This window comes from Streptomyces sp. NPDC048566, from assembly GCF_043199735.1.
Lineage (GTDB): Bacteria > Actinomycetota > Actinomycetes > Streptomycetales > Streptomycetaceae > Streptomyces.
The window spans coordinates 22,331-48,210 of sequence record NZ_JBICWL010000023.1 but is presented as its reverse complement, the minus strand read 5'-3'; the positions used below and the strand labels follow the sequence as shown (position 1 = coordinate 48,210).

Here is a 25,880-nt window from a genome sequence, read left to right as displayed (position 1 = left end):
TCGTGCATGACCGCTCAACGTCCTTTGGGTGAAAGCCTCTTGACAAGTGTTGAATTGTGCGCCGGGGCGCTCTGATGAGCGGGGTCGTGGTGGGGCCGGCGGGATGCGCGGTCCGTACGGTCGTTCGGTGGCGGCGGGGCGGAGAGGGGTGGTGACGGTGGGTGACGCGGGAGGGGCTTGGAGGGAGCGGGGCGGGGCGGGGTGGTCAGAGGCGGGGCGGGGCGAGGGTGAAGCGGGCGCTGACCGCGGCGTGGAGGTGCAGGCGCCGGGGTTGGAGGTCGAGGGGGGCGGGTTCGTCGTCGGTGGGGGCGGCGCCGGCGAAGGGTGCCGCGGCGAAGCGGGCGCCCTGGGGCGGGTGGGGGTGGGGGTCGTCCGCCGCGGTGTCGGCGAGTTCCAGCAGGGCGGTGAGGGTGGTGCCGAGTGCGTCGGCGTATTCGCGGGCGCGGCGGAGGGCGTCGTGGACGGCTTGCCGGCGGGCGGTGGCGTGGGCGGGCGAGTCGGGGCGGAGGTCCCAGGTGGGGCCGTCGACGCGGGTGAGGTCGAGGTCGGCGAGGGCGGTGGTGAGGTCGGCGAGGGCGGTGAAGTCGCCGAGGGTCGCGGTGATGTGGAGGTGGCCGTGGTGGGTGCGGACGCGTTCGCCGCGGCCGTGGCGGCCGAGTTCGGGGCTGATGGAGAGGTGGCCGGTCTCGACGTGTTCGACGCTGTCGCCGTGGCTTTTGACGAGGTCGAGGGCGCGGGTGTTGCGGCGGGTGAGGTCGGCGAGTGTCTCGCGGCGGTCCTTGCCGCGGGCGGTGACGGTGATGCCGATGCGGGCGATCTCGGGGTCGGCGTCGAGGTGGGCTTCGCCGCGGACGGTGAGGTGGGGTTCGTCGGGGGTGCCGTGGGGGGTGGTGGCGCCGGCGGGTGTCATGTGTCCCACTCTGTCACCGGAGTTGGCCGGTGTGATGCCCGAGGGACATCGGATGGAAACGTTCCGGGTCTGTTGCGCGGCCGGTTGGTGGGTCATGATCTACGCGCGTCATCGTCTCCGTCCCGAGGAGTTCCGGAATGCCTCTGAACCGTCGTAAGTTCCTGAAGAAGTCGGCCGTCACCGGTGCGGGGGTGGCGTTCGCGGGTGCCGTCGGCGCGCCCGCGGCGCGGGCCGCGGAGGCGGGGAGGGGGCATCGGCCGGTGAAGCGGTACGGGCTGACGGTGATGGGGACGACGGATCTGCACGGTCACGTCTTCAACTGGGACTACTTCAAGGACGCGGAGTACGCGGACGCGGCGGGCAACGCGCAGGGTCTGGCGCGGATCTCGACGCTGGTGAACGCGATCCGCAAGGAGCGGGGCCGCGCGAACACGCTGCTGCTGGACGCGGGTGACACGATCCAGGGCACGCCGTTGACGTACTACTACGCGAAGGTGGACCCGATCACCGCCAAGGGTGGTCCGGTGCATCCGATGGCGCAGGCGATGAACGCGATCGGCTACGACGCGGTGGCGCTCGGGAACCACGAGTTCAACTACGGGATCGAGACGCTGCGGAAGTTCGAGTCGCAGTGCCGTTTCCCGCTGCTGGGGGCGAACGCGCTGGACGCGAAGTCGCTGAAGCCGGCTTTTCCTCCGTATGTCATGAAGACGTTCCGCGTGCACGGGGCGCCGCCGGTGAAGGTGGCGGTGCTGGGGTTGACGAACCCGGGGATCGCGATCTGGGACAAGGCGTACGTGCAGGGGAAGCTGACGTTCCCGGGGCTTGAGGAGCAGGCGGCGAAGTGGGTGCCGAAGCTGCGGTCGATGGGTGCGGACGTGGTCGTGGTGTCGGCGCATTCGGGGACGTCGGGGACGTCGTCGTACGGCGACCAGGTGCCGTACGTGGAGAACTCGGCGGCGCTGGTGGCGCAGCGGGTGCCGGGGATCGACGCGATTCTGGTGGGTCACGCGCATGTGGAGATCCCGGAATTGAAGGTGACGAACGAGGTCTCGGGGCGGACGGTGGTGCTGTCGGAGCCGTTGGCGTTCGCGGAGCGGATGTCGGTGTTCGACGTCGAGTTGGTCTTCGAGCGGGGCCGGTGGCAGGTGGAGTCGGTCGCGGCGTCGGTGCGCAACACGAACACGGTGGCGGACGATCCGAGGATCACGCGGTTGCTGGAGGACGAGCACGCGGCGGTGGTGGCGTACGTCAACCAGGTGGTGGGGCGGGCGACGCAGACGCTGACGACGGCGGAGGCGCGGTACAAGGACGCGCCGATCATCGATCTGATCACCCGGGTCCAGGAGGACGTGGTGCGGGGAGCGCTGGCGGGGACGGAGTACGCGTCGCTTCCGGTGATCGCGCAGGCGTCGCCGTTCTCGCGGACGTCGGAGATTCCGGCCGGGGAGGTGACGATCCGGGATCTGTCGAGTCTATACGTGTACGACAACACGCTGGTGGCGAAGGTGCTGACGGGAGCGCAGGTGCGGGCGTACCTGGAGTATTCGGCGAACTACTTCGTGCGGACTGCGGTGGGTGCGGCGGTGGATCCGGAGAAGCTGACGAACGCGAACGGCCGGCCGGACTACAACTACGACTACGTGTCGGGGCTGACCTACGACATCGACGTCGCGCAGCCGGAGGGTTCGCGGATCGGGAACCTGATGCACGGCGGGGCGCCGTTGGACGACGCGCAGCGGTTCGTGCTGGCGGTGAACAACTACCGGGCGAACGGTGGGGGTGCGTTCCCGCATGTGGCGTCCGCGCCGGAGGTGTGGTCGGAGTCGACGGAGATCCGGACGCGGATCGCGGAGTGGGTGACGGCGAAGGGGACGCTGGACCCGGCGGAGTTCGCCTCGGTGGACTGGCGGCTGACGCGTGAGGGCACGCCGGTGTTCTAGCGGGTTGGTGCGTGGTGGGCGGCGTCGGTGCGGTGTTCTCCGTGCCGGCGCCGCTTTGTTCGTCATCTGCCGTCGACGAGGGGGGTGAGGGTGCGGGTCTCCTTGCGGGCCGCGGGGACGCGGGGGGTGGGGTCGAGGCCGAAGGTGGTGAAGGCGGTGCGGGCGGGGAGGGGGTAGGGGTCCTTGCCGGTGAGGGTGTTGAGGATGGTGGCGCTGCGCCAGGCGGCGAGGCCGAGGTCGGGGGTGCCGACGCCGTGGGTGTGGAGTTCGGCGTTCTGGACGTAGACGTGTCCGGTGACGGCGGGGTCGAGGACGAGGCGGAACCGGTCGTCGATGCTGGGGCGTTCGGAGGTGTCGCGGCGGAGGTAGGGGTCGAGTCCGGCGAGGAGGGGGCCGATGGGGCGTTCGCGGTAGCCGGTGGCGAGGACGACGGCGTCGGTGGTGAGGCGGGAGCGGGCGCCTTGCTGGGCGTGTTCGAGGTGGAGTTCGACCTTGGTGGTGGCGACGCGTCCTGCGGTGCGGACGGTGACGGCGGGGGTGAGGACGGCGTCGGGCCAGCCGCCGTGGAGGGTGCGGCGGTAGAGCTCGTCGTGGATGGCGGCGATGGTGTCGGCGTCGATGCCCTTGTGGAGTTGCCATTGGGCGGCGACGAGGCGGTCGCGGACGGGTTCGGTGAGGGCGTGGAAGTAGCGGGTGTAGTCGGGGGTGAAGTGTTCGAGGCCGAGTTTGGAGTACTCCATGGGGGCGAAGGCCTCGGTGCGGGCGAGCCAGTGGATCTTCTCGTGTCCGGCGGGGCGGTTGCGGAGGAGGTCGAGGAAGATCTCGGCGCCCGACTGGCCGGCGCCGATGACGGTGATGTGGTCGGCGGTGAGGAAGCGTGCGCGGTGTTCGAGGTAGTCGGCGGCGTGGATGACGGGCACGCCGGGGGCGTCGACGAGGGGTTTGAGGGGTTCGGGGATGTGGGGGGCGGTGCCGACGCCGAGGACGATGTTGCGGGTGTGGGTGCGGCCCAGGGTCTCGGCTTCGCCGTCGCTGTCGAGGTGGGTGAAGTCGACTTCGAAGAGGTCGCGTTCGGGGTTCCAGCGGACGGTGTCGACCTGGTGGGCGAAGTGCAGTCCGGGGAGGTGGCCGGCGACCCAGCGGCAGTAGGCGTCGTATTCGGCGCGCTGGATGTGGAAGCGCTCGGCGAAGTAGAAGGGGAAGAGGCGTTCGCGGGCTTTGAGGTAGTTGAGGAAGGACCAGGGGTTCGCCGGGTCGGCGAGGGTGACGAGGTCGGCGAGGAAGGGGACTTGGAGGGTGGCGCCGTCGATGAGGAGGCCGGGGTGCCAGTCGAAGCCGGGGCGTTGTTCGTAGAAGACGGCGTCGAGTTCGGTGAGGGGGTGGGCGAGGGCGGCCAGGGAGAGGTTGAAGGGGCCGATGCCGATGCCGACGAGGTCGCGGGGTGCTTCGGCGGCGGGGCGCGGGGGGTGGGGCGTCGGGCTCATCGGGGGGTGTGTCCTTCCACCAGTTTCAGGAGCGTGTCCAGGTCGTCGGGCCGGGTGTGGGGGTTGAGGAGGGTGGCTTTGAGCCAGCGGCGGCCGTCGAGGGTGGCGCGGCCGAGGACGGCGTGGCCCTGGTCGAGGAGGGTGCGGCGGACGGCGGCGACGGTGTCGTCGGTGGCGCCGGTGGGCCGGAAGAGGACGGTGCTGATGGCGGGCCGGTCGTAGAGTTCGAGGCCGGGGTGGGCGTCGACGAGGTCGGCGAGGTGGCGGGCGTGGGCGCAGACCTGGTCGACGAGGGCGGCGAGGCCGTCGCGGCCGAGGGTCTTGAGGGTGACGGCGATCTTCAGCACGTCGGGGCGCCGGGTGGTGCGCAGGGAGCGGCCGAGGAGGTCGGGGAGGCCGGCCTCGGTGTCGTCGCCGGCGTTGAGGTAGTCGGTGTGGTGGCCGAGGGGGGCGAGGTCGGCGGGGTCGCGGACGGCGAGGAGTCCGGCGGCGGCGGGCTGCCAGCCGAGTTTGTGCAGGTCGAGGGTGACGGTGTGGGCGTGGTGGAGGCCGTCGAGTGCGGGGCGGTGGCGGTCGCTGAGCAGGAGGGCTCCGCCGTAGGCGGCGTCGATGTGGAGGCGGGCGCCGTGGTCGGCGCAGAGGCGTGCGATGTCGGGCAGGGGGTCGATGAGTCCGGCGTCGGTGGTGCCGGCGGTGGCGGCGACGAGGAGGGGGCCGTGGAGTGAGGTGAGGGCGTTGTCGAGGGCGGCGGGGTCGAGGGTGCCGGCGGGTGCGGGGAGGACGACGGGTTCGGGGAGTCCGAGGAGCCAGGCGGCGCGGTGCAGGGAGTGGTGGGCGTTCGCGCCGTGGACGAGGTGGACGCTGCCGTGGGCTTCGCGGGCGAGGAGGAGGGCGAGGTGGTTGGACTCGGTGCCTCCGGTGGTGACGAGGGCGTCGCCGTGGGGGGTGCCGTAGACCTCGTGGGCGAGGGTGCGGGTGAGCAGGGTCTCGAGTTCGGAGGCGGCGGGTGCCTGGTCCCAGGAGTCGAGGGAGGGGTTGAGGACGGAGGCGGCGAGGTCGGCCGCGGCGGCGACGGCGAGGGGCGGGCAGTGCAGGTGGGCGGCGCAGTGGGGGTGGGCGGGGTCGGCGGCGCCTTCGGCGAGGGCGTGGACGAGGTCGTGGAGTGCGGCGGGGTCGCCGTGTCGGGGCAGGAGGTCGCCGACGCGGTCGCGGAGGGTGCGGGCGACGTCTCGGGGTCCTCCGGCGGGGAGGGGGCCGCCGCGGGTTTCGCCGCCGGCGGCGAGGGCGTCGAGGACGGTGTGGAGCAACGGCCGCAGTGCGTCGGGGCCTTGGGGGCCTGAGGCGAGGGGCGGCGTGCTCATGGATGTCCTCCGGTGGACGCGCGGCGGGGTATGTCCCAGCGTGTACGCGTTTCGGGCGGGGGTGCCCGCGAAGGAGAACGATTGGACCCGATCGGGGGTACCGCGGCGCGGAGGGCCGGTGGGGGACGGATGGGGGTGCTAGGGAGCGCCGGGGGGTGGTGCGGGGCGCCGGGCGCGCCCCCGGCCTCTTCTCCGGGGGTGCCGGTGGGCGGGCGCGCTCCGGCCGGTCCGCGGCGGGGGTGGGGCCGCTTCCGCCGTGGTGCGGGCGTCGCCGGGTCCGGCCGTGCGCGGGCCCTGGCGGCCCGCCGGCGGGGCGGGGCGTCAGGGCCCGGTGACGGTTGCGCGGAGGGTCAGTCGCGGCGGGCGCGCAGGGCGCGGGCGAGGTCGTCGAGCTGGTCGGTGAGTTTGCGGCGCAGGGCGGGGATGGGGTCGGCGTCGCGCAGGCACGCCTCGCCGAGGGCGAGGGTGTCGGCGGTGACGGCGTGGGCGGGGAAGGCCCAGCGGCCGGCCGCGTCGGCGATGGCGGGGCCGCGGCGTTCGGCGACGGCGACGGCGTCGGGCCAGTAGCGCTCGACGTACTCGCGGACGAGGTCGCTCTGCTCGGGCTGCCAGAAGCCCTGGGCGGTGGCGGTGAAGAGGTAGTTGGAGAGGTCGTCGGTGGTGAACATGGCGTGCCAGGCGGCGCGCTTGGCCTCGGGGTCGGGCAGTGCGGCGCGGCAGCGGGCGGCGCCTTCCTGGCCGGTGGCGCTGGGGTCCTGGACGAGTTCGGCCTCGATGACGGCGTCGTCGACGGCGCCGAGGACGCAGAGCCGGCCGAGGATGCGCCAGCGCAGTTCGGGGTCGAGTTCGGGGCCGCCGGGGACGGTGCCCTCGGAGAGCCAGGCGCTGATGGTGTCGGGGTGGGCGGCGACGTCGATGCAGTGGCGTACGGCGATGAGCCGCAGGCCGGGGTGGGAGCCGTCCTCGGTGCGGCGGATGAGGTCGCGGCACAGGTCGGTGAGGGTGGCGAGGGCGGCGGGGCGCTGTTCGGGGGTGAGGAAGCGGTCGGCGACGTGGGTGGAGGCGAAGCTCAACACGCCTTGGACGAGGGCGAGGTCGGTCTCGTGCGGGAGGTGGGTGCGGGCGGCGTCGATGTAGGCGGTGGGGGGCAGTTCGCCGTCGCGTACGGCGTCGCGCAGGGCGTTCCAGACGACGGCCCGGCTGAGGGCGTCGGGGAGGCCGGAGAGGGCGGCCTCGACGGTGGCGGCGGACGTGGTGTCGAAGCGGATCTTGGCGTAGCCGAGGTCGGAGTCGTTGAGGAGGAGGAGCGCGGGGCGCAGTCCGGGGGCGGTGTGCGCCGAGTCGCCCTGGGGGACGTCGAGTTCGAAGCGCTCGCGCAGGGCGAGGCGGCGGTCGTCGCCGGGGACGGTGTCGTAGGCGCCGACGGCGATGCGGTGCGGGCGGCTGCCGGTGCGGTCGACGGTGAGCCGCCAGTTGCCGCCGCCTTCGTGGAGGGTGGGGGTGAGGGTGTCGACGCCGGTGGTGCGCAGCCAGGACGCGGCCCAGGCGTGGACGTCGCGCTCGGTGGCGGAGGCGAGGTTGTCGATGAAGTCGGCGAGGGTGGCGTTGCCGAACCTGTGGCGGGCGAAGTGCGTGTTGATGCCGGCGAGGAAGTCCTCCTCGCCCAGCCAGGCGACGAGTTGGCGCAGCGCGGAGGCGCCCTTGGCGTAGGAGATGCCGTCGAAGTTGAGCATGGCGGACGCGGTGTCGGGGACGGCGTCCGGGTCGGGGGCGACGGGGTGGGTGGAGGGGCGCTGGTCGGCGTCGTAGCCCCAGGGTTTGCGGGCGACTGCGAAGTCGACCCAGGTGTCGGTGAAGCGGGTCGCTTCGGTGAGGGTCTGGTAGCCCATGTACTCGGCGAAGGACTCGTTGAGCCAGATGTCGTCCCACCAGCGCAGGGTGACGAGGTCGCCGAACCACATGTGGGCCATCTCGTGGGCGATGACCATGGCGCGGGTCTGGCGTTCGGTGTCGGTGACGGCGGAGCGGTAGATGAACTCGTCGCGGAAGGTGACGAGGCCGGGGTTCTCCATGGCGCCGGCGTTGAACTCGGGGACGAACGCCTGGTCGTAGGAGTCGAAGGGGTAGGGCTCGTCGAACTTCTCGTGGTAGCGGTCGTAGCAGGCGCGGGTGATGTCGAGGATCTCGTCGGCGTCGGCGTCGAGGTGGGGGGCGAGGGAGCGGCGGCAGTGCAGGCCGAAGGGCAGGCCGGCGTGTTCGGTGCGGACGGAGTGCCAGGGGCCGGCGGCGACGGCGACGAGGTAGGTGGAGACGAGGGGGGTGGGGGCGGCCTTCCAGTGGCCGTCTCCGAGGTGTTCGGTGACGCCGTTGGCGAGGACGGTCCAGCCGTCGGGGGCGGTGACGCTCAGTTCGAACACGGACTTGAGGTCGGGCTGGTCGAAGGCCGCGAAGACGCGCTGGACGTCTTCCATGAAGAGCTGGGTGTAGAGGTAGGTCTCACCGTCGGTGGGGTCGGTGAAGCGGTGCATGCCCTCGCCGGTGCGGGAGTAGCGCATGGCGGCGTCGACGCGCAGTTCGTGCTCGCCCGCCGTGAGGCCCTTGAGGGGCAGGCGGTTCTCGTCGAGTGTCCCGGGGTCGAGGGGGCGGCCGTCGAGGGTGACGGAGCGCAGTTCGGCGGGCTTCAGCTCGACGAAGGTGTCCGCGTCGTCGCGGGCGGTGAACCGGATGACGGTCCGGGAGTCGAAGGTCTCGTCCCCTCGGGTCACGTCGAGTTCGATCCCGTAGTGGTGGACGTCGAGGAGCTGGGCACGGGTCTGCGCTTCGTCGCGCGTCAGTACGGACATGGGGACATGCTGCCCGATGCGGTCGGCGGGTCACAGAGGTGGTCCCCTTCGCCCCTGCCGTCGCCGTCCGGTGGGGGGCGGCCGGGGTGTGCCGCGGTCAGGGGGTGCGGCGCTGCTCCAGCCGGCCGCCGTCGCGGGTGCCGGGGTGCCGGGGCTGGCCGGGGATGCGCGGCCCGGGGTCGGCGGGGGCAGGGCCGCCCGGGTCGGCGGCGGGGTGCTTGCCGACGAGGGCGCGCAGTTCGCGCAGTTCCCGTTCGAGGTGCAGGTGGCGCTGCCGGGCCTCGTACAGGTAGCGGACCTTGGTGCGCAGGGCCCACGGGTCGACGGGCTTCATGAGGAGGTCGGCGACGCCGAGGGCGAAGGCGGTGGCGGTGAGTTCGGCGTCCGGGCCGTAGCCGGTGAGGAGGATGACGGGGATGTGCTGGGTCTGTTCGACGCGCCGCATGTAGCGCACGACGTCGAGGCCGCCGACGCCGGGCATGCGGACGTCGAGGACCAGTAAGGCGACCTGGCCCCGCAGCACTTCCTTGAGCGCCGCGTCGCCGCCGGTGGCGCGGCCCACGCGGTAGCCGAGCGGGGACAGCGCGCTTTCCAGCGCGTACAGGGTGTCCTCGTGGTCGTCGACGATGAGGATCTTGGCATCCGACGGCATGGCCCGGTGTCCCCTCGTTCTGGGCATACCAGCATATGCCCGTGAGGGCGCGATGCGCCGGGCCGATGCGTGCGGGAGTGCGCGGCGCATCGCGGCGCGTTCCGGGCGGTGGTGCTCACTCCGGCGCGGAGCGCGCGGAGCGCGGGGGTGGGTTTCGCTCCGGCGCGTGATGGACGCGGCGGGACGGGGTTCTCGCGCCGGCGGGCGGCGGCCGGGTCCCGGGGTTCCGGGCGTCCGGCCTGATGCTGCGGGGGTCCGGGCCTGCTGGTGCGGGGTGTGCGGTGCGGCCGGGATGCGGGGGTGCGGGCGGGGGCTGGGTGCGGCGGGCCTCGTACGGCGCCGTGCCCCGTCGTGTCCGGTGCCGCGGGGTCACTCCCCCGGTTCGGGGGTGCCGCCCGCGTCGTCCGCGATGCGCTCGTGGTGGCGGATCACCTCGGCGATGATGAAGTTGAGGAGCTTCTCGGCGAAGGCCGGGTCCAGTTTGGCGTTCTCGGCGAGGCGGCGCAGCCGGGCGATCTGGTGGGACTCGCGAGAGGGGTCGGCGGGCGGCAGGTGGTGGGCCGCCTTGAGGTGGCCGACCTGCTGGGTGCACTTGAAGCGTTCGGCGAGCATGTGGACGACGGCGGCGTCGATGTTGTCGATGCTGTCGCGCAGCCGGGCGAGTTCCGCGCGGACGGCGGGATCGGCTTCCTGGGGCTTGCTGATGGTCATGTGAGCCAAGCCTACGGGGCGTGCGGGCACCCGATCGCGGGCGGATCGGCGGGGCCGCCGACGCGGTCGAGGCGGGGTGCCGGGGACGGTGCGGCTCCGCCGTCCGGGAAGCGGACGGGAGGCACGCCGGCGCGGCGGGTGGAGGGGTCCGGTGCAGGGTGCGGCCGTCGCGGCGGGAAGGGCCGGCGGCGAAGGGCGGCCGGGAGGGCGGCGAGCGCTTCCCCGGCCCGGTCGAGACCGGATGCCGGGCGGGTGGCCCCGGCAGGCGCGTCGATCGGCCCGGCGGACGCGGGACGGGGGACGCGGCACACGGCACAGGGCACACGGCACAAGAGACGCGGCACACGGCACGCGTCAGCGGCACAGGGCACGCGGCACGGCACCCGGCCCAAGCAATGTGCGCACAAGTGGAGGCCGGTGCCGTCGTCCCGGGTGACGGCACCGGCCTGGCGTCAGGGCGCCCCGTCCGGCCCGGGGCCGGGCGCTCCCCCGGCCCCGGGCCGGACGGCCCTCACATGCCCGCCGCGTACCGGGCGATGTCGGCGGCGAAGGTCGAGACCTCGCTGTACACGCCGGGGTACCCCGGTTCGGCGCAGCCCTGGCCCCAGCTGACGATGCCCACCTGGACGTAGGCGCCGGTGTCGTCCCTGCGGAACATGGGGCCGCCGGAGTCGCCCTGACAGGTGTCGACCCCGCCCTGCGGGAAGCCGGCGCAGATCTCGTCACCGGGGACGAGTTCACTGCCGTAGGCCTGCCGGCAGGTGGCGTCGTCGACGAAGGGCACGGTGGCCTTGAGCAGGTACCGCTGCTGCGCGCCGCCCTCGCGGGCCGCGCCCCATCCGGCGACGGTGAAGTCGCCGTTGTTGTAGGCGGTGGAGGTGGCGATCCGCAGGGTGGGCAGGTCGATCGGCCTGGCCAGCTTGATCAGGGCCCAGTCCTTGCCCTTGCCGTTGTACCCGGGCGCCCGGAGCACCTTCGCCGACCTGACCTTCACGGCGTCCGGGCTCCGCAGGTCGACGACGCCGGCGGTGGCGGTGATGGAGGTGTTGGTGCCGGAGCCGTTCACGCAGTGCGCCGCGGTGAGGACGATGCTCCGGGTGTAAAGGGCTCCGCCGCAGCCCATGGAGAGGCGGACCATGAAGGGGAACTCGCCCTGCGCCGCACGGGTGCCGCCGACGACGGGTGCCGGGGCGGCCTCGGCGGTCAGCGGCTGGAGGGAGGCGGCGGCGAGGACGACCGCGGCGACGGCGAGCAGTCTTCGGACGAGGCCGGACTTCTTCGGAGGCTTCAACGCGTTTCCTTTCGTGGGGGGTTGTCCGCCGGGCAGGGACACGGAAACGTCTGCTGGCATGCTCCTGCCAAGCTGGTGGGGAGTATGAGGACCGGCGCCGGGGCCGGGCAAGAGCGGCAATCCGGCCAGACACGCCCGCCGCCGCGCCGCGTCCCCGGCCGGCGCGCGGAAGCCCGCCTACAGTGGGGTGGAGCTCCGGCGTCTTCAGGGGGTGCGGACGTGGCGAACGGCGGACCCGTCGAACACGGCTTCCCGCATCTCGACACCGTGCGGGCGTCGATCACCGCGCTGTGGAAGCGGCTCTCCCACGACACCGTCCACGCCTTCTCGGCCAGCGTGGCGCCCGCCGACGCGGCCTTCGCCGACGCCGACGACCTGCACCTCGGGGCCCAGCGGGTGGCCCGCGAGATGGTCCGCCACTACCGGCTGCCGGACGCCCGGATGATCGTGGGATTCCGCGAGATGACCCACGCGGCCAACGTCGAACTGGCCGCGGGACCCGAGTACTTCATCGAACTGAACGACCGGTTCCGCACCCACCGCAGGGACATCGGCGCCGCCCTCGCCCACGAGGTGATGCACGTCTACCTGCACCGCCTGGACCTCTCCCTGCCCGGCACCCGCGACAACGAGATCCTCACCGACACCGCCGCGGCCTACCTCGGCGCGGGCTGGCTGCTCCTGGACGCCTACCGCGAGGACGCCGCCTCCTCGCAGAAACTCGGCTACCTGACCCCGGAGGAGTTCGGATACGTTCTCGCCAAGCGGGCCCTGCTGTTCGGCGAGGACCCCTCGGTGTGGTTCACCAGCCCGCAGGCGTACACCGCGTACACCACGGGCCGGGAGCGGGCCCGGCGCGACGAGCGGCAGCCGCCGCTCACCGCGGCCGGGTGGGCGGGCCGCCGCCGCTACGCCCGGGACCGCCGGCACGCCGGGGAGGACGGCCCGGGCCCCGGGCGGCAGGACCACCCGGAGGCCGCCTACACCTTCGCGCGCGACGCCGCGGGCGGACCGATGCGGGTGTCCTTCCCCTGCCCCACCTGCCTCCAGCGCATCCGCGTACCCGTGCGCGGCCGGGTGCGCGCCCGCTGCGCGCTGTGCCGGACGGTGCTGGAGTGCGACACCTGAAACCCCCCGCGGCTCCGCCCGGCCGGTGACCACCGCGGCCGTCGGCGCGCGGCCGACCGGGCCGGCACGGACGCGGGCCTGAGGTGAGCGAGACCACCCCGAAAGTCTTTGCCTCCGGCCTCCCTGCCGGGCGAGGGTCGAAGGATGAGCACGAACGACCCGGCCGCCGGCCTCTTCCCCGCCCTGTACGAGGGGGACGAGGACACGGTGGTCCGGCTGCTGCGGGCGGGGGTGAGCGCCGAGAGCGTGGACGACGACGGCCAGAGCGCGCTGTACGCGGCCGCGGTGAGCGACCGGGCGGGCGTCGTCCGGCTGCTGCTGGCCGCCGGCGCCGACCCCGACCGGCTCAGCCTGGGCACGGACGCTCCCCTGTGCGGCGCGGCCTGCGGCGGGCACACCGAGGTGGTGCGGGCGCTGCTCGGGGCCGGGGCGCGGCCCGACACCGTCGAGGAGTTCGGCTTCACCGCGCTCACCTGGGCGCTGCGATGCGGCCACGGCACCGTCGTGGAGCTGCTGCTGGAGGCGGGCGCGGACCCGAACCGGCCTGGTCCCTCGGGCGAGGCCCCGCTGGTGACGGCGGCCCACCGCGGTTCCGTCCGCTGCGTACGGGCCCTGCTCGCGCACGGCGCGACGGCGCGCGCCGAGGCGCTGGCGGAGGCGCGGCGCGTGCACGCCGTCGGCGCCGAGGCGGAACTGCGCGCGGGGCTGGTCCGCGGTCACGGTCCCGGACACCGTTCGCTCACCCGCCGCCACGGGTCGCCGGAGGACATCACCATCGAGGTGGAGCTGCTGGACGCGCACGGCAGCCCGTTCGCGGGCGACGCCCTCCAGACGGGGCACGCGCAGATCGTCGCCCTGCTGACGGCTCCCTGAACCGCCCCGCCCGCGGCCGGGAGCCGGCCCCGGGTCTCCCGCCGGCCGGCACGGCGGGCGGGGCGGGCGCCCGGTCAGTCCACCCGGACCACCGCGACCGGACCGGTCCCGCGGACCACGGCGGGCTCCGCCTCCAGCAGGGCGGCGTCGTACCGGCCGAGGGACAGCCCCGCGACCGCCGCGGACGTTCCGAGCGCCACCACCAGCACGGCCGGCCCGGCCGGAACGGCGACCCCCTCGGGGCACGACAGGACCTCGACGGCCGGTACGGCCGGACCGCCGCGGCTCCACATGACGTTGAGGTTCACGACCGGGCCGTCGATCAGCCGGCACCCGGTTGGCCGATCACCGGGCAGGGCCTGCGGCACGTACAGGGTGCTGACCCGGCGGCGCTGCGTGCCGATCGTCAGGTCCATTCCGGCGCCCTCGACCAGGGTGAGCGCGCGGTCCACCCGGGCGAAGGACGAGAAGGGCCCGTCGGCGGCGACGTCGGCGAGACTGACGCGCCAGGCGAAGCGGGACATGTCCGCGCCCTCGGGCCGGACGAGGATCTCCCGGGTGATCCCGCCGCCGTTCCTCCAGGGCGTGGCGGTCCGCGCCGCGGCGGGCAGCGGGCGGGCGCTCACCGGACGATCCCGCGGGCCCGGGCGGCGGCCAGCCACTGCGGGAACTCCCCGGTCAGCCGGCCGTACAGCTCCGCGTCGCTCACCGCCCGCGGGTCCGAACCGGCGTGGAAGAAGCCGGCGTTGTCGACGACCCGCTTCTGCGGGACGGCGAGGTCGTCCAGCGCGCGCAGGAAGTCGAACTGCCGGCTCGACGGGTCGCCGAAGCCGACGAACTGCCAGAACATGGGCAGCCGGGCGGCCTTGCACAGGTAGCGTTCGGCGGCCGGCCTGCTGATCGGTCCGCCGTCGGTCTGGAAGACCACGAGGGCGGGGTCCTTGGACCCGCTGTCGAGGTAGTGGTCGATGACGGCGTCCATGGCGAGGTGGTAGCCGGTCTTGCCCATGTGGCCGAGCCCGGACACGATCTCCTCGATCCGGCCGGCGTGGTTGTCGAGGGCGATGTCGGTGACGGCGTCGATGTCGGTCGAGAAGAAGACGACCGGGACGACGCCGTCGTCGTCGAGGTGGGCGGACAGGCCGAGCACCCGGTCGGCGAGCGCCTGCACGCTGCCGTCCCGGTAGTACGGCCTCATCGACCCCGAGTAGTCCACGACCAGGTAGACGGCGGCCCGTTGCCCGTTCAGCCCGCGCTCGGCGAGGCAGGCCCCGGCGGTCTTGTACAGGTCGACCAGCGCGGGCGCGGTCTCCTCGACCTTGGTGAGGCCTACTCCGGCCATGGCGGGGCTCCCGTCGCGAGGTTGGCGGTACGCCGAGGTTACGTCACGGCCCGGGGCCGCCGCGGCGCGCGGGCGGGGCGGGCGGGCGCGTGAACCCGCGGTGCGGCACGTCCGGGCGCCGCCCCCGCGGGGACCGGCGCCGCATACCCTGTCCGTCATGAAACGTGCGGGTTTGCTGTTGTTGGCGGTCGTTCCGGTCATCGTCACGACCGCGGCGTATGTCGCCGCACCCGAGCAGCCGGCGGGCAGCGGCGCGGGACGGCCGGCGTCCGCGTCGCGGGCGGCGGGCGGGGAGTCCTCGGCGAAGGGCGGCCGGGCCGCCCCGCGGCGGGCCGGACTGGCCGCGCCGGACAAGAAGGAGCTGGCGCAGCAGATCGTGGCCAGTGCCGAGAACTCCACGCTCGACTGGCGTGGGGCGTACGCCTACGTCGAGGACATCGGGGACGGCCAGGGCTACACGGCGGGCGTCATCGGCTTCTGCACCGGCACCCACGACCTGCTCACGCTCGTCGAGGAGTACACGCGGGACCACCCGGACAACGGGCTCGCCCGCTACCTGCCGGCGCTGCGCCGCGTGGACGGCACGGACTCGCACGAGGGTCTGGACCCCGGCTTCCCCGCGGCGTGGCGGCAGGAGGCGACGGTGCCCGCGTTCCGCGCGGCCCAGGACACCGAGCGGGACCGCGTCTACTTCGACCCCGCGGTCCGCCGGGCGCAGCGCGACGGACTCGGCACCCTGGGCCAGTTCGTCTACTACGACGCCATGGTCATGCACGGTCCCGGCACCGGCGCCTACGGCTTCTACGGGCTGCGGGAGCGCGCGCTGCGCAAGGCCCTGCCGCCCTCGCGCGGCGGTGACGAGACGGCGTACCTGGAGGCCTTCCTGGACGTGCGGCGCGCCGCCATGCGCTCCCGGAGCGCGCACCGCGACACCACCCGCATCGACACCGCCCAGCGCGTCTTCCTGCGCGAGGGGAACCTCGGCCTCGACACCCCTCTGGTGTGGAAGGTGTACGGGGAGACCTACCGGGTGCCCTGACGCGGCGGCGGGCGGGGACGGGGCGCGCCGGGCATGCGGCGGCGCCTGCCCGGTCGTCCGGTCGGGGACAGGTGGGCAGGCGCCGTCTGGTGTTCCGCACGCCTTTGTGCGGGACGTCTCGGGTGACCGCTTCGCGGTCACGCGTTTCGTGGGTCAGACCGTCAGCGAGCGGTCCGTCGGGCGGATCGGGGCGGGCAGGTCGCTCGCGCCGGTGAGGAAGCGGTCGACACCGCGGGCGGCCGAGCGGCCCTCCGCGATGGCCCAGACGATGAGGGACTGGCCGCGGCCGGCGTCACCGGCGACGAACACGCCGGGCACGTTCGTCGCGAAGTCGGCGTCGCGCGCGATGTTGCCGCGCTCGTCGAGCTCCAGGCCGAACTGGGAGACCACGCCGTTCTCGACGTCGGTGCCGGTGAAGCCCATCGCGAGCGTCACGAGCTGCGCGGGGATGCGGCGTTCGGTGCCGGCCTTCTGGTTCAGCCTGCCGTCGCCGAACTCGACCTCGACGAGGTGCAGCCACTGCACGTTGCCGTCCTCGTCGCCCTCGAAGTGGGTGGTGCTGACGGAGTAGACCCGCTCACCGCCCTCCTCGTGCGCGGAGGTGACCTTGTAGAGCATCGGGAAGGTGGGCCAGGGCTGGCCCGGGTTCCGCTCCTCGCCCGGCCGCGGCATGATCTCCAGCTGCGTGACCGAGGCCGCGCCCTGGCGGTGGGCGGTGCCCACGCAGTCCGCGCCGGTGTCGCCGCCGCCGATGACCACGACGTGCTTGCCCTCGGCGCTGATCGGGGGCGCCACGAAGTCGCCCTCCTGCACCTTGTTGGACAGCGGCAGGTACTCCATGGCCTGGTGGATGCCGTTCAGCTCCCGTCCGGGGACGGGGAGGTCGCGGGCGGTGGTCGCACCGGCGGCGACGACCACGGCGTCGTAGCGCTTGCGCAGGTCCGTCGCCTTGAGGTCGCGGCCGATCTCGATGCCGGTGCGGAAGCGGGTGCCCTCCGCGCGCATCTGCTCGATGCGGCGGTTGATGTGCCGCTTCTCCATCTTGAACTCGGGGATGCCGTAGCGCAGCAGGCCGCCGATGCGGTCGGCGCGCTCGTACACGGCGACGGTGTGCCCCGCCCGGGTGAGCTGCTGGGCGGCGGCGAGGCCGGCCGGGCCGGAACCGATGACCGCGACCGTCTTGCCGGAGAGCCGCTCCGGGGCCTGGGGGGCGACGCTGCCGCTGTCCCACGCCTTGTCGATGATCGAGACCTCGACGTTCTTGATGGTCACGGCGGGCTGGTTGATGGCGAGGACGCACGCCGACTCGCACGGGGCGGGGCAGAGCCGCCCGGTGAACTCGGGGAAGTTGTTCGTGGCGTGCAGCCGCTCGGACGCGGCCTGCCAGTCCTCCCGGTAGGCGTAGTCGTTCCACTCGGGGATCAGGTTCCCGAGCGGGCAGCCGTTGTGGCAGAAGGGGATGCCGCAGTCCATGCAGCGCGAGGCCTGCTGGGAGATGATCGGCAGCAGCGAGCCCGGGACGTAGACCTCGTTCCAGTCCCGGAGACGCTCCTCGACCGGCCGGGACGTGGCGACCTCACGGCCGTGGTTCAAAAAGCCCTTGGGATCAGCCATGGGTCGCCGCCTCCATCATCTTCTCGGTGATCGCGGACTCGTCGAGTCCGGCTCGCTCGGCGGCGTCCTTGGCGGCGAGCACTGCCTTGTACGTGCTGGGAATGATCTTGCTGAAGCGCTCGACCGCGACGGGCCAGTCGGCGAGCAGCTTCTCGGCGACCGTCGATCCGGTCTCCTCGGCGTGCCGCTGCACGACGTCGTGCAGCCACTGGCGGTCGGTGTCGTCGAGTTCCTCCACGGCACCGACGTTGCCGGCGTTGACGTTGTCGCGGTCGAGGTCGATGACGTAGGCGATGCCGCCGGACATGCCGGCCGCGAAGTTGCGGCCCGTCTCGCCGAGGACGACCGCGTGGCCGCCGGTCATGTACTCGCAGCCGTGGTCGCCCACGCCCTCGGAGACGACCGTCGCGCCGGAGTTGCGGACGCAGAAGCGCTCACCGGTCCGGCCGCGCAGGAAGAGTTCGCCGCCGGTCGCGCCGTAGGCGATGGTGTTGCCCGCGATGGTCGAGTACTCGGCGAGGTGGTCGGCGCCCCGGTCGGGACGGACGATCACCCGGCCGCCGGAGAGGCCCTTGCCGACGTAGTCGTTGGCGTCGCCCTCCAGGCGGAGCGTGACACCGCGCGGCAGGAAGGCGCCGAAGGACTGGCCCGCCGAGCCGGTGAAGGTGATGTCGACGGTGTCGTCGGGCAGGCCCGCGCCGCCGAACTTCTTCGTCACCTCGTGGCCGAGCATGGTGCCGACCGTGCGGTTGATGTTGCGGATCGCGACCTGGGCGCGGACCGGCTGGGCGTCGGCCTGGGAGTCCGCGGCGAGGGCGTCGGCGGCGAGCTTGATCAGCTCGTTGTCGAGCGCCTTCTCCAGCCCGTGGTCCTGGGGGACGACCTGGTGGAGCGCCGCGCCCTCGGGCAGTTCGGGCACGTGGAAGAGCGGGGACAGGTCGAGTCCCTGTGCCTTCCAGTGGGTGACGGCCCGCTCCACGTCGAGGTTCTCGGCGTGGCCGACGGCCTCTTCGACGGAGCGGAAGCCGAGCTCGGCGAGGATCTCGCGGACCTCTTCGGCGATGAACCTGAAGAAGTTGACGATGTACTCGGCCTTGCCGGCGAACCGGTCGCGGAGCACCGGGTTCTGGGTGGCGATGCCGACCGGGCAGGTGTCGAGGTGGCAGACGCGCATCATGACGCAGCCGGAGACGACGAGCGGCGCGGTGGCGAAACCGAACTCCTCGGCGCCGAGGAGCGCGGCGATGACGACGTCGCGGCCGGTCTTGAGCTGGCCGTCGGTCTGCACGACGATGCGGTCGCGCAGTCCGTTGAGCAGCAGGGTCTGCTGGGTCTCGGCGAGTCCGAGCTCCCAGGGTCCGCCCGCGTGCTTGAGCGAGGTGAGCGGCGAGGCGCCGGTCCCGCCGTCGTGGCCGGAGATGAGGACGACGTCGGCGTGCGCCTTGGAGACGCCTGCCGCGACCGTGCCGACGCCGACCTCGGAGACCAGCTTCACGTGGATGCGGGCCTGCGGGTTGGCGTTCTTGAGGTCGTGGATCAGCTGGGCGAGGTCCTCGATGGAGTAGATGTCGTGGTGGGGCGGCGGGGAGATGAGCCCGACGCCCGGGGTGGAGTGCCGGGTCTTGGCGACCCACGGGTAGACCTTGTGGCCGGGCAGCTGGCCGCCCTCGCCGGGCTTGGCGCCCTGGGCCATCTTGATCTGGATGTCGTCGGCGTTGACGAGGTACTCGCTGGTCACGCCGAAGCGTCCGGACGCCACCTGCTTGATGCTGGAGCGGCGCGCCGGGTCGTACAGGCGGTCCGCGTCCTCGCCGCCCTCGCCGGTGTTGGACTTGCCGCCGAGCTGGTTCATGGCGATGGCGAGGGTCTCGTGCGCCTCCTTGGAGATGGAGCCGTACGACATGGCGCCGGTGGAGAAGCGCTTGACGATCTCGGAGACGGGCTCGACCTCGTCGAGGGGGATCGCGGGGCGGTCCGAGGTGAAGCCGAAGAGGCCGCGCAGCGTCATCAGGCGCTCGGACTGCTCGTTCACCCGGTCCGTGTACTTCTTGAAGATCTCGTAGCTGCCCGAGCGGGTCGAGTGCTGGAGGCGGAAGACGGTCTCGGGGTCGAACAGGTGCGGCTCGCCCTCGCGGCGCCACTGGTACTCGCCGCCGATGTCGAGGGCCCGGTGGGCGGGCGCGATGCCGGAGGCCGGGTAGGCCTTGGCGTGCCGGGCGGCGACCTCCCGGGCGATGACGTCGAGGCCGGCGCCGCCGATCTTGGTGGTGGTGCCGTTGAAGTACTTCTCGACGAAGGCGTGCTCCAGGCCGACGGCCTCGAAGACCTGCGCGCCGCGGTAGGAGGCGACGGTGGAGATGCCCATCTTGGACATGACCTTCAGGACGCCCTTGCCGAGGGCGTAGATCAGGTTGCGGATGGCCTGTTCGGCCTCGATGCCCTGGAGGAAGGTGCCGGCGCGGACGAGGTCCTCGACGGACTCCATGGCGAGGTAGGGGTTGACGGCCGCGGCGCCGAAGCCGATGAGCAGGGCGACGTGGTGGACCTCGCGGACGTCGCCGGCCTCGACCAGCAGGCCCACCTGGGTGCGCTGCTTGGTGCGGATGAGGTGGTGGTGGACGGCAGCGGTGAGCAGCAGCGAGGGGATCGGCGCGTGCTCGGCGTCGGAGTGCCGGTCGGACAGGACGATCAGCCGGGCGCCGTTGCCGATCGCGGCGTCGGCCTCGGCGCAGATCTCCTCGATGCGCGCGGCGAGCGTGTCGCCGCCGCCGGAGACCCGGTAGAGGCCGGACAGCGTCGCGGCCTTCATGCCGGGCATGTCGCCGTCGGCGTTGATGTGGATGAGCTTGGCCAGCTCGTCGTTGTCGATCACCGGGAACGGCAGGGTGACGCTGCGGCAGGAGGCGGCGGTCGGTTCCAGGATGTTGCCCTGGGGGCCGAGGGAGGAGCGCAGGGAGGTGACCAGTTCCTCCCGGATCGCGTCCAGCGGCGGGTTGGTGACCTGCGCGAACAGCTGGGTGAAGTAGTCGAAGAGCAGACGAGGGCGCTGCGAGAGCGCGGCGATGGGCGAGTCGGTGCCCATGGAGCCGATGGGCTCCATGGCGGCCTTGGCCATCGGCGCGAGGATGATCCGCAGCTCCTCCTCGGTGTAGCCGAAGGTCTGCTGGCGGCGGGTGACGGAGGCGTGGGTGTGCACGATGTGCTCGCGCTCGGGCAGGTCGGAGAGCTCGATCTCGCCGGCCTCCAGCCACTCCCCGTAGGGCAGTTCGTCGGCGAGGGCGGCCTTGATCTCGTCGTCCTCGATGATGCGGTGCTCGGCGGTGTCCACCAGGAACATCCGGCCCGGCTGGAGGCGGCCCTTGCGCACCACCTTGGCGGGATCGATGTCGAGGACGCCGACCTCGGAGCCGAGGACGACGAGGCCGTCGTCGGTGACCCAGTAGCGGCCGGGGCGCAGGCCGTTGCGGTCGAGGACGGCGCCGACCTGGGTGCCGTCGGTGAAGGTGACGCAGGCCGGGCCGTCCCAGGGCTCCATCATCGTGGAGTGGAACTGGTAGAAGGCGCGGCGGGCGGGGTCCATGGAGTCGTGGTTCTCCCACGCCTCCGGGATCATCATGAGCACCGAGTGCGGCAGCGACCGGCCGCCGAGGTGCAGCAGTTCGAGCACCTCGTCGAAGGAGGCCGAGTCGGAGGCGTCCGGCGTGCAGACGGGGAAGATCCGCTCCAGGTCCTGCTCGCCGAACAGGTCGGAGGCGAGCTGGGACTCGCGGGCCACCATCCAGTTGCGGTTGCCCTTGACCGTGTTGATCTCGCCGTTGTGCGCGACGAAGCGGTACGGGTGGGCGAGCGGCCAGCTCGGGAAGGTGTTGGTGGAGAAGCGGGAGTGCACGAGCGCGATCGCGGAGGCGAAGCGGCGGTCGGACAGGTCCGGGAAGAAGGGTTCGAGCTGGCCGGTGGTCAGCATGCCCTTGTAGACGACGGTCCGCGCGGAGAGCGAGGGGAAGTAGACGCCGGCCTCGCGCTCGGCGCGCTTGCGCAGCACGAAGGCGAGGCGGTCCAGGGCGATGCCCTCGCGGCCGTCGCCGGCGACGAAGATCTGGCGGAAGACGGGCATCGTGGAGCGGGCGGTCGCGCCGAGCAGTGCGGGGGCGACGGGGACCTCGCGCCAGCCGAGGACGGTGAGGCCCTCCTCGCCGGCGATCGTCTCGATCCGTGAGACGGCGTCGGCCGTCCCGTCCGCGGGGAGGAAGGCGATGCCCACGGCGTACGCACCGGCTGCGGGGAGTTCGAAGCCGGCCACCTCGCGCAGGAAGGCGTCCGGGACCTGGCACAGGATGCCCGCGCCGTCGCCCGAGTCGGGCTCGGAGCCGGTGGCGCCGCGGTGCTCCAGGTTGCGCAGAACGGTGAGCGCCTGCTCGACCAGCGCGTGGCTCGCCTCGCCGGTGAGGGTGGCCACGAAGCCGACGCCGCAGGCGTCGTGCTCGTTGCGGGGGTCGTACATACCCTGCGCAGCAGGGCGAGCATCCATGAAGGACCACTTCTGGCCGTTCGCGGAGTGCTGGGACGGCTGGCGCGGTGTACGCATCGGCTCTCCCGTCGTCGTCGTGGCATATGACTGCTGCCGAGGGACGACGTTGGCCCTCTGCTGGGTGCAAAATTTCGTGCAGGTTACATGATGGAACGGTTCTCGGGAACCGGATACTTCGTTCCAGCATGCGGACGCCACGGGTGTGGCGGGCACCGCGCTCGGCGGTGGAAGGTGGGGGGCCTCGGCGGACAGATCGATGCCCGCCGGACCGGACCGCGGCGGACTTCGTGACCCGTCGCGGGGGGTGCCGCGCAGGCGTCATTGCCTGCGGTGCTTACGGCTCATGCCCGGTGGTCAACTGACTGAAACCGCCGAGTAACAATTACTTATGCGGTCCCTCGCATAAGCCATCGCCGCGTCATCCTACGGCCGTGCCGAACAGGCTGCCCAGGGCGTAGGTCACACCCGCCGCCGCACCGCCCAGGGCGAGCTGCCGCAGCCCGCTGAACCACCAGCTGCGCGCGGTCACCTTGGCCACGACCGCCCCGCAGGCGAAGAGGCCGATCAGGGCGAGCAGCAGCGCGGGCCACAGGGCCGTCGCGCCGAGCAGGAAGGGCAGGACGGGCAGCAGCGCCCCGAGGGCGAACGATCCGAAGCTGGACACCGCGGCGACGGACGGGGAGGGCAGGTCGCCCGGGTCTATGCCGAGTTCCTCGCGGGCGTGGATCTCCAGGGCCTGCTCGGGGTCGCGGGACAGCTGCCGGGCGACCTCGCGCGCCAGCTCCGGCTCCACGCCGCGGCCCTCGTAGAGCGCGGCCAGTTCGCGCTCCTCGTCCTTGGGGTGCCGGTGCAGCTCCCGGCGCTCGACGTCCAGCTCCGCCTCCACCAGCTCGCGCTGGGAGGCGACCGAGGTGTACTCGCCCGCGGCCATCGAGAACGCGCCGGCGGCGAGTCCCGCCAGGCCCGTGATGACGATCGTCTGGTGCGCGACGTTCCCGCCCGCCACTCCGGTCAGGAGCGCGAGGTTGGAGACGAGACCGTCCATCGCGCCGAACACGGCGGGGCGCAGCCATCCGCCGTTGACGTCGCGGTGGGTGTGGTTGTCGCGGTGCGCCTCGTGCAGCGTCGCCTCGGTCTCGATGATCGCCACGGCGGTCCCCCCTGAACGGTCGGTCTGGACGTCTTCTACTTTTCGACAACCCCAAAAGTACGCGGGGAAATTCCAGGCCGCCAGCAAGGAAAGGCTGCGCTAACCAGCACCTTTGCTGGTGCCCGCCCATCCGGGACATGACACCCACGAAGGTCGACCGGGTGACAGTGGGGCCCGCGAGGCTCCTGTCAACCGCCGCGGGGGGACAGATCCGCAAAGGGTCCCGGCCCGCATTCCGCGCGGCCGCGGGGGCCCTGAGAGGAGAGGCACGTATGGCTTCCACCGCCTGCATTCCCTCGGCCCCGGCCCCCGGCGACGCCGCCGCCCTGCGGGACCGGGCGCGCGGCGCCCTGCTCGGACTCGCCGTCGGGGACGCTCTCGGCGCGCCCGCGGAGAACATGACCCCCTCGCAGATCCGTGCCCGGTGGGGCCGGATCACCGGATACGTCGCGGAGCACCCGGCGGGCACCGACGACACCGAGTACGCGATCCTCTCCGGGCTGCTGCTGGCCCGGCACGGGTCGGCGCTCACCGTCGCGCACGTCGAGTCCGCCTGGCGCCGGTGGATCGCCGACCGCGACGAAGGGCCGTTCCGCGGGGCGGGGTTCAGTGAGCGCGGCACGCTGGAGAACCTCCGCCGGGGGCTCGCGGCCCCGCTCTCCGCGCAGCACCGGCACGCCTGGAGCGACGGCCTGGCGATGCGCGCGGCGCCGTTCGGCGTCTTCGCCGCCGGCCGGCCCGCCGAGGCCGCCCGGCTGGTGGCGATCGACGGCTCGGTGAGCCACGACGGCGAGGGCGTCCACGGGGGCCGGGCGGTGGCCGCGGGGGTCGCCGCGGCGATGGCGGGCGCGCCGGCCCCCGCGGTCGTGGCCGCCGCCCTCGCCGTCGTCCCGGAGGACTCCTGGACGGCCCGCTCGCTGCGCCGGGCCGTGGCCGTGGCCCACCGGGGCGAGCACGCGGTGCGCTCCGCGGTGGTCGTCGACGGCTACCCCTGGACCGACCTCGCGCCCGAGGCCGTCGCCCTCGCGTTCGGCGCGTACGCGGCGGCGGACGGGGAGTTCTCCGCGTCGGTGCTCGCCGCGGTGAACATGGGCCGCGACGCCGACACCACCGCCGCCGTCGCCGGCGCCCTCGCGGGAGCCTCCCGGGGGATGTCCGCGATCCCGGCGGCCTGGGCCCGCGCCATCGGACCGGCCCGCGGCAGCTGCCTGCCCTCGATGGCGGGCCACCACATCCTCGACGTGGCCGAGCTGCTCGCCCCGGAGAGCGGGGAGAAGTGGCGCACCGCCGCGGGCCACCGTCCCCCGCCGCCGGCCGGGTCCGGCCCGAGACCCGCTCCGGGACCGGGCCACCGGGCGGATCACCGGGCGGACCCGGACGCGCGACCCGCGCCGGTGGGGGCCGACGCCGGGGCCCGGCCGTGACGGCCGGAGCGGCCGGTGCGGCCGGTGCGGCCGGTGCGGCCAGTGCGGCCGGGGGCCGGTTCGGCGAGCCGGCGGCCGGGCACGCCGCTCCCGCCGGGGCCTCCGTTCCCCCGCCGGCCCCGGTCGTGGCCGGGACGGAGGCCGCGATGCTCGTCCCGGCCGTGTCCGCGCCGGTGGCGTCGCCGGGACCGGCACCGGCCGGGTTCGCACCCCCGGCGGTGCGCCCCGGACACGTGCCGGTCCCGGACCCGGTCACGGACCCGGACCCGGATTCGGCGCGGAACGCGGAGGGCGCCCCGGCGACGGCCCGCCCGGTCGCCGCGCCCGCCCCGGAGGGCACCGGCGGGCGGCGTCCGGCGCCCGCCCCCGACGGCGCGCCCGCGCCGGACGCCGTGCCCGGCGGTGCCCCGGCGCCGGCGGGGAGGACGCGGGGCGGTGCGGCGGTCCGGCGGATCGAGGGACTGCTGCTGGGACTGGCCGCCGGGGACGCGGCGGGCTGGCCCGCCGCCCGGCACCGGGCGGCGCGGATGCCGGAGTGGACCCGCCGGCTGACCCGTGAACTGGACGCGTTCGCCGAGCGGGTCGCGACGACGACGCTGCCCGTGCCGATCGCGCTGAACCAGCCCCCGCAACCCCTGCGGCTCGGCCCCTCCGACGACGCCGAGTGGGCGGTGTTCGCGGCCGAGGCCGTGCTGCGGGCCGCCCGGAGCACCGCGGCCGGCGCCACGGACCGCGACCGCCGGCTGCGGGCGTCCGTCGACCTGTCCTGGAACGCCCTGGCCGGCGAGGCGGCGTCCGCGGGGAACCGCCCGCCCGAGACCGCGTCCGCCCTCCCGCCCCTGCGCGCCCGCATCTCCGTCCGGGCCGCACTGGGCAACCTCGCCACCGGCCTGCGCCCGCCCGCGACCGGTCACGACAACCCCCACCACTTCGACGACGCCGCCTGCGTCCGGGCCTGCGTGCTCGCCGCCGCGCACCCGGGAGACCCCCGACTCGCCGCGGAGCTGGCCGAGTTCGACGCCCGCTACACCCAGGACGGGGACGGCGTGCACGGCGCCCGCGCGATGGCCGCCGCCGTGTCCCTCGCGCTCGCCGGGCATCCGGTCGGCGCCTGCGCGGAGGCCGCCCTGGCCGAACTGCCCGCCGGCACCGAGATCGGCCGCAACGCCCGGCACGCTCTCGCGCTCGCCCGCGGCGGCGACGGCGCCTTCGCCCTGATCCCGCTGCTGGAGCACCGGATCGTCGACCACGTGTACAGCTACGGCGTCGCGGCGGCCGAGACCGTTCCCGTCGCGCTGGCCCTGGCCACCGCCGCGCGCGGGCGGATCGCCGAGGCCGTGCCCGCCGCCGCGTGCCTGTCGCGGGTCGCCGACTCCGCGCCCGCCCTCGCCGGGGCCCTGTGCGGAGCGCTCGGCGGCGGCGCCGCACTGCCGGACTCCTGGCGCGACGCCTGCCGCACCCTCGCCGGCTGCGCGCTCCCCCGGCTGGCCGGCACGGATCTCGTCGCACTCGCCGATCTGCTGGAGGCGGCGGGACGCGCCGATCCGTCCCCTGCCCCGGAACTGGCCCTACCGGAGGGATGATTCG

18 protein-coding genes are annotated in these 25,880 nt (G+C 73.7%); 6 read left to right on the top strand and 12 right to left on the bottom strand.

Features of this window, described 5'->3' with window-relative positions; translation table 11 throughout:
- Nucleotides 1-205: 205 nt before the first annotated feature.
- On the bottom strand, nucleotides 206-910 hold the full coding sequence (locus ACGFS9_RS26565) for an SIMPL domain-containing protein (RefSeq protein ID WP_393256720.1): 705 nt from the start codon (nucleotides 908-910) through the stop codon (nucleotides 206-208).
- Nucleotides 911-1,047: 137 nt separating this feature from the next.
- Here ACGFS9_RS26565 and ACGFS9_RS26560 point away from each other — a divergent pair, with 137 nt between their 5' ends.
- Nucleotides 1,048-2,853 carry a bifunctional metallophosphatase/5'-nucleotidase gene (locus tag ACGFS9_RS26560; protein ID WP_393256719.1) on the top strand — a complete coding sequence of 602 codons (1,806 nt, stop codon included), beginning with the start codon at nucleotides 1,048-1,050 and terminating at the stop codon, nucleotides 2,851-2,853.
- Between the two features lie 62 nt (nucleotides 2,854-2,915).
- Here ACGFS9_RS26560 and ACGFS9_RS26555 read toward each other — a convergent pair whose 3' ends face one another.
- The 6 genes from ACGFS9_RS26555 to ACGFS9_RS26530 all read right to left on the bottom strand — a co-directional run bounded on the left by ACGFS9_RS26555 (nucleotide 2,916) and on the right by ACGFS9_RS26530 (nucleotide 11,195).
- Entirely contained in the window at nucleotides 2,916-4,337 is a 1,422-nt protein-coding gene (locus ACGFS9_RS26555) for a lysine N(6)-hydroxylase/L-ornithine N(5)-oxygenase family protein (RefSeq protein ID WP_393256718.1), read from the bottom strand.
- On the bottom strand, nucleotides 4,334-5,698 hold the full coding sequence (locus ACGFS9_RS26550; RefSeq protein ID WP_393256717.1) for a pyridoxal phosphate-dependent decarboxylase family protein: 1,365 nt from the start codon (nucleotides 5,696-5,698) through the stop codon (nucleotides 4,334-4,336). Before ACGFS9_RS26550 ends, ACGFS9_RS26555 begins: the two co-directional genes overlap by 4 nt.
- Before the next feature lie 350 nt (nucleotides 5,699-6,048).
- Nucleotides 6,049-8,541, bottom strand: a complete 2,493-nt coding sequence (gene pepN / locus ACGFS9_RS26545; RefSeq protein WP_393256716.1) for an aminopeptidase N — start codon at nucleotides 8,539-8,541, stop codon at nucleotides 6,049-6,051.
- Between the two features lie 97 nt (nucleotides 8,542-8,638).
- The gene (locus tag ACGFS9_RS26540; RefSeq protein WP_393256761.1) at nucleotides 8,639-9,193 is read right to left on the bottom strand and encodes a two-component system response regulator; all 555 of its coding nucleotides are present in this window, start codon (nucleotides 9,191-9,193) and stop codon (nucleotides 8,639-8,641) included.
- A gap of 369 nt (nucleotides 9,194-9,562) precedes the next feature.
- Nucleotides 9,563-9,904, bottom strand: coding sequence for a chorismate mutase (locus tag ACGFS9_RS26535; protein ID WP_393256715.1), 342 nt, complete (start codon nucleotides 9,902-9,904; stop codon nucleotides 9,563-9,565).
- A 511-nt stretch (nucleotides 9,905-10,415) separates the two neighbouring features.
- On the bottom strand, nucleotides 10,416-11,195 hold the full coding sequence (locus ACGFS9_RS26530; RefSeq protein WP_393256714.1) for a serine protease: 780 nt from the start codon (nucleotides 11,193-11,195) through the stop codon (nucleotides 10,416-10,418).
- 219 nt (nucleotides 11,196-11,414) lie between these two features.
- Here ACGFS9_RS26530 and ACGFS9_RS26525 point away from each other — a divergent pair, with 219 nt between their 5' ends.
- Nucleotides 11,415-12,323: a hypothetical protein gene (locus tag ACGFS9_RS26525; RefSeq protein ID WP_393256713.1), complete on the top strand. Its 909-nt coding sequence runs from the start codon at nucleotides 11,415-11,417 to the stop codon at nucleotides 12,321-12,323.
- Nucleotides 12,324-12,467: 144 nt separating this feature from the next.
- Nucleotides 12,468-13,196, top strand: coding sequence for an ankyrin repeat domain-containing protein (locus ACGFS9_RS26520; protein WP_393256712.1), 729 nt, complete (start codon nucleotides 12,468-12,470; stop codon nucleotides 13,194-13,196).
- Nucleotides 13,197-13,270: 74 nt separating this feature from the next.
- On the opposite strand, the gene ACGFS9_RS26515 is transcribed toward ACGFS9_RS26520, so the two are convergent.
- Nucleotides 13,271-13,822 carry a HutD family protein gene (locus tag ACGFS9_RS26515; RefSeq protein ID WP_393256711.1) on the bottom strand — a complete coding sequence of 184 codons (552 nt, stop codon included), beginning with the start codon at nucleotides 13,820-13,822 and terminating at the stop codon, nucleotides 13,271-13,273.
- The gene (locus ACGFS9_RS26510) at nucleotides 13,819-14,538 is read right to left on the bottom strand and encodes a vWA domain-containing protein (RefSeq protein ID WP_393256710.1); all 720 of its coding nucleotides are present in this window, start codon (nucleotides 14,536-14,538) and stop codon (nucleotides 13,819-13,821) included. Before ACGFS9_RS26510 ends, ACGFS9_RS26515 begins: the two co-directional genes overlap by 4 nt.
- Nucleotides 14,539-14,695: 157 nt before the next feature.
- Between ACGFS9_RS26510 and ACGFS9_RS26505 the strand changes: the two genes are divergently transcribed.
- Nucleotides 14,696-15,577 carry a chitosanase gene (locus ACGFS9_RS26505; protein WP_393256709.1) on the top strand — a complete coding sequence of 294 codons (882 nt, stop codon included), beginning with the start codon at nucleotides 14,696-14,698 and terminating at the stop codon, nucleotides 15,575-15,577.
- 153 nt (nucleotides 15,578-15,730) lie between these two features.
- Here the strand turns inward: ACGFS9_RS26505 and ACGFS9_RS26500 are convergent, their stop codons facing one another.
- The 3 genes from ACGFS9_RS26500 to ACGFS9_RS26490 form a co-directional block, all read right to left on the bottom strand.
- Nucleotides 15,731-17,191, bottom strand: coding sequence for a glutamate synthase subunit beta (locus tag ACGFS9_RS26500; RefSeq protein ID WP_393256708.1), 1,461 nt, complete (start codon nucleotides 17,189-17,191; stop codon nucleotides 15,731-15,733).
- Nucleotides 17,184-21,776, bottom strand: coding sequence for a glutamate synthase large subunit (gltB, locus tag ACGFS9_RS26495; protein WP_393256707.1), 4,593 nt, complete (start codon nucleotides 21,774-21,776; stop codon nucleotides 17,184-17,186). The genes ACGFS9_RS26500 and gltB overlap by 8 nt, the downstream gene beginning before the upstream one ends.
- 361 nt (nucleotides 21,777-22,137) lie before the next feature.
- On the bottom strand, nucleotides 22,138-22,869 hold the full coding sequence (locus ACGFS9_RS26490) for a VIT1/CCC1 transporter family protein (protein WP_393256706.1): 732 nt from the start codon (nucleotides 22,867-22,869) through the stop codon (nucleotides 22,138-22,140).
- A 272-nt stretch (nucleotides 22,870-23,141) separates the two neighbouring features.
- On the opposite strand from ACGFS9_RS26490, the gene ACGFS9_RS26485 reads away from it, so the two are divergent.
- Together ACGFS9_RS26485 and ACGFS9_RS26480 are read left to right on the top strand one after the other, a co-directional pair.
- Nucleotides 23,142-24,293: an ADP-ribosylglycohydrolase family protein gene (locus ACGFS9_RS26485; RefSeq protein ID WP_393256705.1), complete on the top strand. Its 1,152-nt coding sequence runs from the start codon at nucleotides 23,142-23,144 to the stop codon at nucleotides 24,291-24,293.
- Nucleotides 24,294-24,439: 146 nt separating this feature from the next.
- Nucleotides 24,440-25,876 (top strand): ADP-ribosylglycohydrolase family protein, encoded by a 1,437-nt coding sequence (locus tag ACGFS9_RS26480; protein ID WP_393256704.1) that lies wholly within the window; start codon nucleotides 24,440-24,442, stop codon nucleotides 25,874-25,876.
- Nucleotides 25,877-25,880: the final 4 nt, after the last annotated feature.

Excerpts from the sequence above, each read along its gene's own strand:
- ACGFS9_RS26565 (WP_393256720.1), bottom strand. The coding sequence starts at position 910 with ATGACACCCGCCGGCGCCACCACCCCCCACGGCACCCCCGACGAACCC.
- ACGFS9_RS26560 (WP_393256719.1), top strand. The coding sequence starts at position 1,048 with ATGCCTCTGAACCGTCGTAAGTTCCTGAAGAAGTCGGCCGTCACCGGT.
- ACGFS9_RS26555 (WP_393256718.1), bottom strand. The coding sequence starts at position 4,337 with ATGAGCCCGACGCCCCACCCCCCGCGCCCCGCCGCCGAAGCACCCCGC.
- ACGFS9_RS26550 (WP_393256717.1), bottom strand. The coding sequence starts at position 5,698 with ATGAGCACGCCGCCCCTCGCCTCAGGCCCCCAAGGCCCCGACGCACTG.
- pepN (WP_393256716.1), bottom strand. The coding sequence starts at position 8,541 with ATGTCCGTACTGACGCGCGACGAAGCGCAGACCCGTGCCCAGCTCCTC.
- ACGFS9_RS26540 (WP_393256761.1), bottom strand. The coding sequence starts at position 9,193 with ATGCCGTCGGATGCCAAGATCCTCATCGTCGACGACCACGAGGACACC.
- ACGFS9_RS26535 (WP_393256715.1), bottom strand. The coding sequence starts at position 9,904 with ATGACCATCAGCAAGCCCCAGGAAGCCGATCCCGCCGTCCGCGCGGAA.
- ACGFS9_RS26520 (WP_393256712.1), top strand. The coding sequence starts at position 12,468 with ATGAGCACGAACGACCCGGCCGCCGGCCTCTTCCCCGCCCTGTACGAG.
- ACGFS9_RS26510 (WP_393256710.1), bottom strand. The coding sequence starts at position 14,538 with ATGGCCGGAGTAGGCCTCACCAAGGTCGAGGAGACCGCGCCCGCGCTG.
- ACGFS9_RS26505 (WP_393256709.1), top strand. The coding sequence starts at position 14,696 with ATGAAACGTGCGGGTTTGCTGTTGTTGGCGGTCGTTCCGGTCATCGTC.
- ACGFS9_RS26500 (WP_393256708.1), bottom strand. The coding sequence starts at position 17,191 with ATGGCTGATCCCAAGGGCTTTTTGAACCACGGCCGTGAGGTCGCCACG.
- gltB (WP_393256707.1), bottom strand. The coding sequence starts at position 21,776 with ATGCGTACACCGCGCCAGCCGTCCCAGCACTCCGCGAACGGCCAGAAG.
- ACGFS9_RS26485 (WP_393256705.1), top strand. The coding sequence starts at position 23,142 with ATGGCTTCCACCGCCTGCATTCCCTCGGCCCCGGCCCCCGGCGACGCC.
- ACGFS9_RS26480 (WP_393256704.1), top strand. The coding sequence starts at position 24,440 with ATGCTCGTCCCGGCCGTGTCCGCGCCGGTGGCGTCGCCGGGACCGGCA.